We start from the raw sequence: 10,277 nt of genomic DNA, 5'->3' as shown, positions 1-10,277 counted from the left end.
TTCGCTTCGGAGCGTTGTGTCGTCAGCAGCAGAGAAGCGAGATTATGCAGGTCTTTTCGACTTGCGTCAAGCCCCCTCCAATTCACCGGCCTGAAACAGGCCGGCGTACTTCAAGCCGAAGAAGAAGATAAACGCATAGCAGGCCGCCGGCACGAGGAAAGAAATCTGCAGTCCGGCATGGTCGGCCATGAAGCCTTGTACGAAAGGCACGATGGCCCCGCCAACAATGGCCATGCACAGCACACCCGAGGCCTGGCCCGTGCGCGCGCCCAGGCCATGCAGGGCCATGCTGAAGATCGTCGGGAACATGATCGAGTTGAACAGGCCCACTGCCAGCAGTGCCCACATGGCCGCCGGCCCGCTGCCGAACACGGCGGCCGACACCAGCACCATCACACACAGGGCATTGAAGGCCAAAATCAGGCCGGGGCTCACGCGCCGCATGACGGCAAAGCCGACAAAGCGGCCGACCATCGCCCCACCCCAGTAGTAGCTGACGTAGTGGGCGGCGTCGGCCGGCGCCAGACCGGCAATGCGCGCGTCGCCCATATAGTTGACCAGGAAGCTGCCAATACTCACCTCCCCACCCACATACAGGAAGATGCCGAGCGCGCCCAGCACCAGGTGCCCGTGGCTGAGTAGCGGCTTGTCGGCCGCACCGGCCGCCGCGTCGGCGTGCACGATGGCCGGCAGACGCGCGGCGGCAAACAGCAGGGCCAGCACGAGCAGCGCCGCCGCCAGCATCAGATACGGTCCCTGCACCGCAGCCGCCTCGCTGGCCCGATCACCATCGCCGAGCGCAGCACCGGACAGGATCAGCAGGCCGCCGAGCGCGGGGCCGACCGTGGTGCCGAGCGAGTTGAAGGCCTGGGTCAGGGTCAGGCGGCTAGAAGCCGTGGCCGCATCGCCCAACACCGTCACATACGGATTGGCTGCCACCTGCAACACGGTGATTCCGGCCGCCAGCACGAAGAAGGCGAACAGAAACAAGCCATACCCGGTCTGGGCCGCCGGATAGAACAGTGCGCAGCCGCCGGCCGCCATCAGCAGCCCCGTCACGGCGCCGCGCTGATAACCGATGCGGCGAATCAGCGCGCCAGCCGGCAGCGACACCACGAAGTAGGCGCCAAAGAAGCAGAACTGCACGAGCATCGCCTGCACATAGCTGAGCGTGTAGACGGCCTTCAGATGGGGAATCAGCACATCGTTCAGCGAAGTCAGCAAGCCCCACATGAAGAACAGGATGGTGACAATCAACAGCGCCGAGCGCTGATTGGCGGGCGCTAGCGCCAGCGGCTGGGACGGCGAGGTCATGGAGTCTCCTTGGTGAAATCAGATGCGGCCCGGCGCCGCCAGCTGGTCGGCCAGCAGGGCCGACACGCCGAGAAAGGCCGGGAAGGGATGAATAATCAGATAGGTCGGAATCCGCGCCATATACGGGCGCAGGCGCCCCTTGCTTTCAAAGCGCGCGCGGAACGGCGAATGGAAGAACAGCTGTCCCAGACGCGGCACGATGCCGCCGCCGATATACATGCCGCCGGTGGCGCCCAGGGTCAGCGCCACATTCCCGGCCACGGTGCCGAGCATCGCGCAGAACACGTCGACACTGTGGACACAGGTGCTGTCGGTCCCGGCAATGGCGGCGCTGGTGATTTCGGCCGCCGGGCGGCGCATCCCGCTCAGGCAGCGGTGCAGGCTTTCCAGTCCGGCGCCGGACAGCAGCCGCTCGGCCGACACATGCCCGTATTCGGCTTCGAGCATGCGCACGACGCGCGCCTCGTCCTCTCCCACCGCGGAAAAGGTTGCGTGCCCGCCTTCGCTGGCCAGGGCGACCCAGCGATCACCGGCCGCCACCAGCCCGGCCACGCCGAGACCGGTGCCAGGCCCGATCAGACCAATCGGGCGGCCCGGCAGGCGGTTGCCCGGACCGACCTGGCAGCGGTCGGCATCGGCCAGGTGCGGCAGCGCCAGGGCCAGCGCGGCGAAGTCATTCACCACCAGCAGCGACTCGAGCCCGAGCGACTGCTTGAGCGCCGAGACCGAAAAGCTCCAGTGGTGATTGGTCATATTCACCTCGTCGCCGTCGATCGGGTTGGCGATCGCCAGCGCCGCATGGCGCACCACGCCGGCGTCGAGCCGTTGCACCGCTTCGCTGCCCAGATAACTGCGGATCGCTTCGCCGAGCGTGGCGTGGGCGGCGCAGGACAGCACGGCAATGGCCACGAACTGGCGCGGCGCCACCTCGAGCGCAAAGCGCGCATTGGTGCCGCCGATATCGGCCAGCAGGCGCGGATAGTCGGCCAGCGCGCTCATTGCAGATCCTTGCAGGCCAGCGCATCGACATCGCGCGCGGCACCGCCGACGATGGCGATATCGGCAAAGGCGGCGGCAAACGGCGCATCGGCGCTGACGGCGAACGGCACCAGCACCTGCCCGGTCTTCGCGCCCTGGGCGGCAAAGCAGGCCAGCGGCAGCTTGATCGTGCGCTTTTCGCGCAGCGGCAGGCGGCGGAACAGCGCGCTGGCGTCCAGCGTCGCAGCACAGCCCTTGCCACACTCCCAGTGCAGACTGACGGCGCCACGCGGCGCGGCCTGCACCACCACATCCAACAACAGCGCCGCATCAGCGCCGACCTGGGCCGGCAGCGGGCGCGGGCTGGCGGCGCGCGCTTCAATGCGGGCCGGACCATTCCAGGTGACCAGCTTGGCGTCCTGCTGACGATTGACCTGCGCCGTCTCCACTTTCACAGTCGGCAGCTGGATTACAGCGTTCAGGTCGTCGCCCAGCACCACGCGCCCGGCCTCGGCGGCGACGGCCAACGGGAAGCTGGCGCGGTCGGCCTGGCTGAACACCGGCAGCGCACGCGAGCTGCCGCAGGTCTGCTGATCGGCGTATTCGGGCAGGCGCGCCAGCCGGCCCTGGCTGTGCACGCTCAGACCGAAGCCGAGCGCGAACAGCGGATCGTAGCCCGGGTCGCCCGCATTGAGCGGCGTCTGGCAGGGGCTTTTCGGCCAGGAGAAGGACAAGCGCCCGCTGAAATCATAGGCCGGTTTGCCGTCGGCGCCACGGAACAGCAGATCCGCCACGCCGCCGCCCTCACTGCCGGGCAGCCAGGCGGCGACAAAAGCGTCCGACAGATTCAGCAGATCGTTGACAAACACCGGCCGGCCCGACAGGAAGACGGTGACCACCGGCTTGCCCTTCCCTGCCACGGCCTTGAGAACGGCCAGGTCTTCTGGATAGCGCGTGCTGTGGCGCAGCGAAGCGCCGGGGCCGATATCGCCATGGCCCTCGGCATACGGGGTTTCACCAATGACGGCGATCACCGCGTCAGCCTGCTTGAGGTCGGCCGCGCTCGGATGGGCGCGATAGCTGACCTGGGCCGCGCCCAATGTGGCCTGAATACCGGCCAGGATGGTATCGGCATTGGCAAAGTCGCTGTTGCGGTTGTCGGTGCCCTGCCAGGTCAGGGTCCAGCCGCCGGTCTGGTTGGCCAGACTGTCCGCGCTCTTGCCGACCACCAGCACCTTGCTCGTGCGCGCCAGCGGCAGCACCTGGCCCTGGTTCTTCAGCAGCACCAGCGAGGCGCGCACGGCTTCGCGCGCCAGCGCGCGCGCCTGCAGGGCCTCGGACTTGCCGGCATAGGGATTGTCGGAGGGCTTGGCGCCGAACAGGCCGGCGCGCAGCTTGACGCGCAGGATGCGAGTGACGGCATCATCGATGCGCGCCAGCGGAATCTCCCCGCGCTCGACCTGAGCCATGGTATTGGCAATGAAGGCCTTCCAGTCGTCCGGCACCATCACCATGTCGACGCCGGCATTGATGGCCAGCGCGCAGCTGTCGTTGCGGCAGCCGGGCAGCTGGCCGATCGCGTTCCAGTCCGAAATCACGAAGCCGTCAAAGCCCATTTTCTGCTTGAGCACACCGGTCAGCAGGACCTGGCTGCCGTGCATCTTGCCGTAGTCGATGCCGGCGGCGCGGTCATGCCAGCTATTGTAGGAAGCCATCACCGTCTGGGCGCCCGCGCGCAGGCCGTGGATGTAGCCGAGCCCGTGGATATTCAGCATCTGGGCGGCCGTGGCGCTGGTCACGCCCTGGTCCTTGCCCTGATCGGTGCCGCCGTCGCCCATGAAGTGCTTGATGCTGGCGACGACATTGCCCGCCTCCTGGAATTTGCCCTGGAAGCCCTCGACATAGGCGGCCGCATAGCTGGCCACCACTTGCGGGTCCTCGGAGAAGCCCTCGTAGGTGCGGCCCCAGCGGTCGTCACGCACGACCGCCACGGTCGGCGCAAACACCCAGCTGATACCGGTGGCGCGCACGGCGCGCGCGGTGGCGGCCGCGATGCGGCGCGCCAGGGCCGGATCATGCGCCGCACCGAGGCCGATATTGTGGGGGAACAGGGTGGCGCCGTAGACATTGCTATTGCCGTGAATCGCATCGATGCCCCAGATGACCGGCACCTTATGCGTCATGTCGGTCGCCATCGAGGCCGTGTAGAAGGCGTCGGCCAGGGCTGTCCATTCGGCCGCCGAGGCCTGCTTGTTCCCGTGCGGCCAGCTGCCGCCGCCATTGAGCACGGAGCCAATGTAGTAGCGCCGCACTTCCTCCGGGGTGATGCTCTTGATTTCGGCCTGGGTCATCTGGCCGATTTTCTGCGCCAGGCTCATCGAGGCGAGGATCTGGGCCACGCGCGCCTCCAGGGCGGCGTCGGTGACGATGGCGCTGCTCACGCGCGGCCAGTCGGTCAGCGGAGAAGCCGGGGCGGCGCAGGCGACACCGCTCGCGCACAGCAGGGCCAGTGCGAGGGACTTGAGTTTCATATTCATGTTGTTCAGGCAGGGGAAAAAAGCGCCGCCTTGCGGCGGCGCGAGCCACCCCGCCGACGCGGGGTGCGGGACCGGGGAAGTCCGAACCGTCAGAACTTGTAGTTCACGCCCAGCATGACCTGACGGCCATAGGTCGTGTAGCGCTCCGGTGCATAGGCGCCGCCCGAGAACGGATCGCCCTGGCGCGTCTGGTAGGGCGCGTCGTTCAGGTTGTTCACCTGGAGCAGCACCGACATATTCTTCAGCGCGCCGCTGTCGAAGGCGTAGCCGAGCTGGAGGTCGATCTGGTGCTCGGGCAGGATCTCGCTGAACGAACGGTCGGTGAACAGGCCGGTCACCTCGCCGCGGAAGGCCGAGCGGTAACGCTGGCTGACCCGCGCCGACACGCCGTACTTCTCGTAGTAGACGCTGACGTTCGACACCACCCCCGACAGGCCCGGCAGCGCCTGCGTGGTGCCCGGGCCATTCGGATGGATCGAGCTCTTGGTGTTGGAGATGCTGCCGCTGATGCCAAAGCCGTCGATGGCCGACCACAGCAGGCCCAGATTCAGGGCGCCCGAGAATTCCACGCCCTTGACGATACCGCCTTCGCCGTTGGCCGGCATATTCATCGTGCCGATGTTCGACAGCGGCTTGATCGCGCTATTGTTCGGGAAGCCCGAGAAGTCGAAGGCGAACTGCTTGTTGTAGATGTAGCTCTGCAGGTTCTTGTAGAACGCCGCCAGCGCCACGTAGCTGCCCTTGTCGATGTACTTCTCGAACGACAGGTCGAAGGCATTTGCGCGCCAGGGCTTGAGCTCGGGATTGCCGCCCTGCCCGTTCCACAGCAGCTTGGTGCCGTCCACGCCCGCCGAGGCGCCGGCCTTCAGGTCGTCCATGCGCGGCCGGGCGATCTGGCGGCCCGCGCCGAAGCGCAGGTAGCCGTCCTTGAACAGTTCGGCCGCCAGGTTCAGGCTCGGCAGCAGATCATTGTAGGACGTGCCGCGCTTGGCGTCGCCACTGCTGCTGCCGTTGTTGTTCAGGCCGACCGAGGACTGGTCCGAGTGCACATACTGCAGGCCCAGATTGCCGCGCACGGGCAGCGTGGCCACGGCGGTGTCGATCCCCAACTTGCCGTACAGGGTAGTGATCTTCTCCGTGATCGTGTAGTTGCGCTTCCACAGATTGTTATTCGGGTCCGGCTTCATCTCGTAGAAGCGGTTCAGCGTGCCCATGATGTCGTAGGCCAGCACCGAGGGAATGCCACCGAAGGACAGCGACGTCGGGCTCAGCAGCAACTCGGCCGGCACCGTCACCGGGGCGCGGTTGTTCTTCAGATTCCATTCGTTCTCGATACCGGTGCGGCGCTTTTCACGCTCGCTCAGGTTCAGGCCGGTTTCGACATGGGAGAACAGGCTGCTGTCGAGTTCGCGCTTGGCGCTCAGGCGCACCGCCTTGAGCGAGTCCTTGATCACCGGGCGCTGCATCAGGCCGTCATGGCCCCAGCCTTCCGGGTCGGTCAGCTTGACGATCTTGGCGTCGGCGTAGTTCAGGCCCGGCGTGAAGCTCGGCAGGCCGGCCCCGGTCGGAATGCTGAACTTGAAGGTGTCGAGCACCGAGCCATTGTTCGACAGGCCCGCATAGGTTTCCAGAATCTGCTCTTCGCGGTCGGCCTTGGAATAGGACAGATCGCCGACCAGGGTCCAGCCCTCGGTACGCAGGCGGTTGTTCCAGCCCATGGCGAACAGGCTGTCCTTGCGCGTATTGAAGTCGTTGCGCACGATCGGCTTCAGATTGTGCAGCACGCCGCCGGTCAGCAGGCGCGTGCCATTGATGGTCTCGATGCGCGGGTCGGTATAGAAGATGTCGCTCCACTGGTGCGAGTTCCACATCATGCCGCGCATCGTGCGCTCCTTGTCGAACTCCGAGTAGTAGAGGTCGACGGTGGAACGGAACTGCTTGTCCGGGCGGTATTCAAACACGGCCATCAGGCCATCGCGCTTCTGGCTGCTCGAGGTCGCGGTGACTTCCGCGCCCTTGAGGCCGACAACGTCCTTGTTGGCGTCGCCGAGCTTGTTGTCATTGCCCCACCACCAGCTCTTGTACTCGAGCTGCTGGCCCGGCGAATCGAGGTGGGCGAAGCCGACCGCCACGCCAACCGTATTATTGGCAAACTGGTCGATATACGACAGCGAGAAGCGCTTGCCGTTGCCCGACAGGCCGGCATTCAGGGCGCCATTCGAATTGTGCTCGGCCCGCGCATTGACGGCGATCGTGCGGCCGCGCAGATCGAGCGGCTTGACCGTCAGCAGGTCGACGGTACCGGCCAGGCCCTGGCCAACCAGGCCGGCCTCGGCGGTTTTGTAGACGGTCACGCCGCTGATCAGTTCAGACGGGTACTGGTCGTATTCGACGCTGCGGTTTTCGCCGGTGGAGACGACTTCGCGTCCATTCATCAAGGTGGTCGAGAAATCGGGCGGCAGGCCGCGGATCGAGATCACCTGGGCGCGCCCTTCGACGCGCTGGGCCGTCAGACCGGGCAGACGGGCAATCGATTCGGCGATCGAGACATCGGGCAGCTTGCCAATGTCCTCGGCCGTGATGGCCTCGACGATGGCGTCGGCGCCGCGCTTGAGCGCGATGGCGCTCTCGATACTGCCGCGGATGCCGGTCACGATCACCTTGGCCGGCTCCTCGTCGGCGCGCGCGGCCGGGGCCTGCTGGGCCTGGGCCTGGGCGCCAGCACTCAGCAGCAGAGCGGCGCAGGCGGCCGCGATCGGGGTGCTACGAAAGGCCGGGGGCGTGCTGGTCCGGCGCTGCTTGCATTGGGTACTCATTGCTGTCTCCATCTCTCCGTGGATTGTAAGGAATCCGCCATGCTCGCCATGACGGGCGTCCATTCAGGAATTTGGTAACGTTTCCATTTTTGGTTTCAATAGTGCGATGCTGGCTCCTTTTTGTCAATCGGTTGCGGCGACTCGTGGTAGAAAACGCACAGCTCAGCGGCCGTGCAGGAATTGCGCGTACCACTGGCCGCTCGCCTTGAGCACGCGCTGCTGGGTCTGAAAATCGACGTAGGCCAGCCCGAAGCGGCGCACATAGCCCTGGGCCCACTCGAAGTTGTCGAGCAGGCTCCAGGCGAAGAAGCCGCGCACATCGCAGCCGGCCGCGCGCGCGCGCAGCAGGGCCGCCAGATGACGCGCCAGATAGGCCTGGCGCTGCGGATCGTCGACCCGCCCATCGGGGCCGAGCCGGTCCTCGAAACTGGCGCCGTTTTCGGTAATGTAGATCGGGCCGGTCGGGTAGTCGCGCTGCAAACGCTGCAGCAGATCGACCATGCCGTCGGGCGAGACCTCCCAGCCGAAGGCGGTGCGCTCGACGCCCGCCTGTTCAACAATGCGCAGACCGAGCACGCCCTGGCCGGGCGCATCGGCCACCACTTCGGGGAAGTAGTAGTTCACGCCGAGGAAATCGGTCGGCGCGGCGATCAGATCGAGGTCGCCAGCGCGCACCTCGGGCGCGGCGGCGCCGACGGCCTGCCAGATGTCCTGCGGGTAGCCGCGCCCGTACAGCGGGTCGAGGAACCAGCGGTTGCGCAGGCCGTCGTGGCGCTGCGTGGCCGCCTGGTCGGCCGCGCTGTCCGTGGCGGCGCGCAGCGGGTGCAGGCTCAGGGCCAGGCCGACGCGCGCCTGCGGCACATTGCGGCGCAGCGCCTGCAGCGCCAGGCCATGCGACAGCAGCACATGGTGGCCCACCTGCAGGGCCAGGCGGAAGTCGCGCAGACCGGGTGCATGGATGCCTTCGTAGTGGCCGTGGATGACCGTGCACCAGGGCTCGTTGTGGGTGATCCAGTGCTGGACGCGGTCGCCCAGGCGGCGGCTGACGGCATCGGCGAATTCGGCAAACGCGGTGGCGGTGCTGCGCGCGCCCCAGCCGCCCTGCTCCTGCAGGAACTGCGGCAGATCCCAGTGGTAGAGCGTGGCCCAGGGCCTCATCCCGCGCGCCAGCATGCCGTCGACCAGGCGCTCATAGAAGTCCAGACCGGCCGTATTCAGGCGCCCGCGCGCGCTGAACACGCGCGGCCAGGCAATCGAAAAGCGGTAGGCGTTGACACCCAGCTGGCGCGCCAGATCGAGATCCTCGGGCCAGCGGTGGTAATGGTCGCAGGCCACGGCGCCGCTGCTGCCATCGCGGATGGTCCCCGGCTGGGCCGCGAACACATCCCAGATCGAGGGCACGCGCCCATCGGCCGTGACAGCCCCTTCGATCTGGTAGGACGAGGTCGCGCAGCCCCAGATGAAGTCGGCGGGGAAGTCGGCGCGGCGCGGCGTGGATGGGCTTGGCATGGGTCTCCTATCAGGCGATTCCACTCTGCGATGGAAAGGTTTCCAAATCATAGCCTAAAAAAAGCGTGCTGTGCACGCCTTTTTCAGCTGCTGCTGCGTTTTGTGCTGTGCGGGCGTGGCGCTTTTGCCACCGACGAGCGCCAGGTGACGCTGACGGGGAAGCTGCGCTCGACCGGGCGCTCGATGCCGTAGCAGAGCTTGAGCAGCACATTCAGGCCATTGCGCGTCATCTCGCGCCAGGGAATATGGACCGTGGTCAGGCGCGGCGCTGAAAACTCGGCCGAGGGCGTATCGTCGTAGCCGAGCACCGAGGCCTGCTCCGGCACCTGAATGCCGACCTCCTGAAAATACGACAGCGCGCCAACCGCCATTTCATCGTTGGCGCAGAACACGGCGCTGAAGCTGTAGCCGGAACCGACCAGGGCGCGCGCCGCCTTCCAGCCGCCTTCGGGCGAGAAGTCGCTTTCGGCCAGCCACAGCTTGCCGGTATCGATGCCCGAACGCGCCAGCTCCTCGAGAAAGCCGTTCAGACGTTCGACGTTGTCGGGCGCACTGGCCGGGCCGCCGATCACGGCGATGCGGCGGTGCCCTTCGCCCAGCAGCACGCGCGCGGCCTGGCGCCCGCCCTCGGCATGGTCGGCGATCAGGCACTGCTCGGGGATCACGGCATAGCGGTGATTGAGCACCACCAGGCGCGCCTTGGCCGCCAGCGCCGCCACTTCCGGTTCGCTCAGCGCGTTCGACAGCACCACCAGACCATCGCAGCCACGCTCGATCAGAAAGTCGATGCCTTCCAGCGCCTGGCTGCGCGCATCGCCCTCGCCCACGCCGAAGGCCACCACCATGTGCAGGCCGGCGTTGCGCAGCTCGGTGTCGATCACCTGCAGAATCGGGGTGTAGAAGGTCCCCTTCAGCATCGGGATGTACACGCCGATCATCTTGGTGCTGCCGGTCAGCAGGGAACGCGCGGCGTGCGAGGGCCGAAAGCCAAGCTGCTCGATGGCTTTGCGCACCTTCTCCTCGGTCGCCGGCGACACCGAGCCTTTGCCGCTGATGACACGCGAAGCGGTGCCAAGGCCCACGCCCGCCAGACGGGCCACATCCTTAATAGTCGTCACGAAAT

The 10,277-nt window shown here is 66.6% G+C and carries 6 protein-coding genes; all 6 read right to left on the bottom strand.

The window, feature by feature from the left end; genetic code table 11:
* Positions 1-66 precede the first annotated feature (66 nt).
* Positions 67-1,314 carry a sugar MFS transporter gene (locus tag LZ005_RS20740; RefSeq protein WP_237810419.1) on the bottom strand — a complete coding sequence of 416 codons (1,248 nt, stop codon included), beginning with the start codon at positions 1,312-1,314 and terminating at the stop codon, positions 67-69.
* A gap of 18 nt (positions 1,315-1,332) precedes the next feature.
* Positions 1,333-2,313: a glucokinase gene (locus tag LZ005_RS20735; protein ID WP_237810418.1), complete on the bottom strand. Its 981-nt coding sequence runs from the start codon at positions 2,311-2,313 to the stop codon at positions 1,333-1,335.
* On the bottom strand, positions 2,310-4,823 hold the full coding sequence (locus tag LZ005_RS20730; protein WP_237810417.1) for a glycoside hydrolase family 3 protein: 2,514 nt from the start codon (positions 4,821-4,823) through the stop codon (positions 2,310-2,312). Before LZ005_RS20730 ends, LZ005_RS20735 begins: the two co-directional genes overlap by 4 nt.
* A gap of 95 nt (positions 4,824-4,918) precedes the next feature.
* Entirely contained in the window at positions 4,919-7,645 is a 2,727-nt protein-coding gene (locus LZ005_RS20725; RefSeq protein WP_237810416.1) for a TonB-dependent receptor, read from the bottom strand.
* A 162-nt stretch (positions 7,646-7,807) separates the two neighbouring features.
* On the bottom strand, positions 7,808-9,154 hold the full coding sequence (locus LZ005_RS20720) for a GH1 family beta-glucosidase (protein ID WP_237810415.1): 1,347 nt from the start codon (positions 9,152-9,154) through the stop codon (positions 7,808-7,810).
* An 83-nt stretch (positions 9,155-9,237) separates the two neighbouring features.
* Positions 9,238-10,272, bottom strand: coding sequence for a LacI family DNA-binding transcriptional regulator (locus LZ005_RS20715; protein WP_237810414.1), 1,035 nt, complete (start codon positions 10,270-10,272; stop codon positions 9,238-9,240).
* Between the last annotated feature and the right edge of the window lie 5 nt (positions 10,273-10,277).

Source organism: Massilia sp. TS11 (genome assembly GCF_022012445.1).
Lineage (GTDB): Bacteria > Pseudomonadota > Gammaproteobacteria > Burkholderiales > Burkholderiaceae_D > Telluria.
Note: the sequence above shows the minus strand (reverse complement) of the source record. Positions and strands in the feature narration are given on the sequence as shown.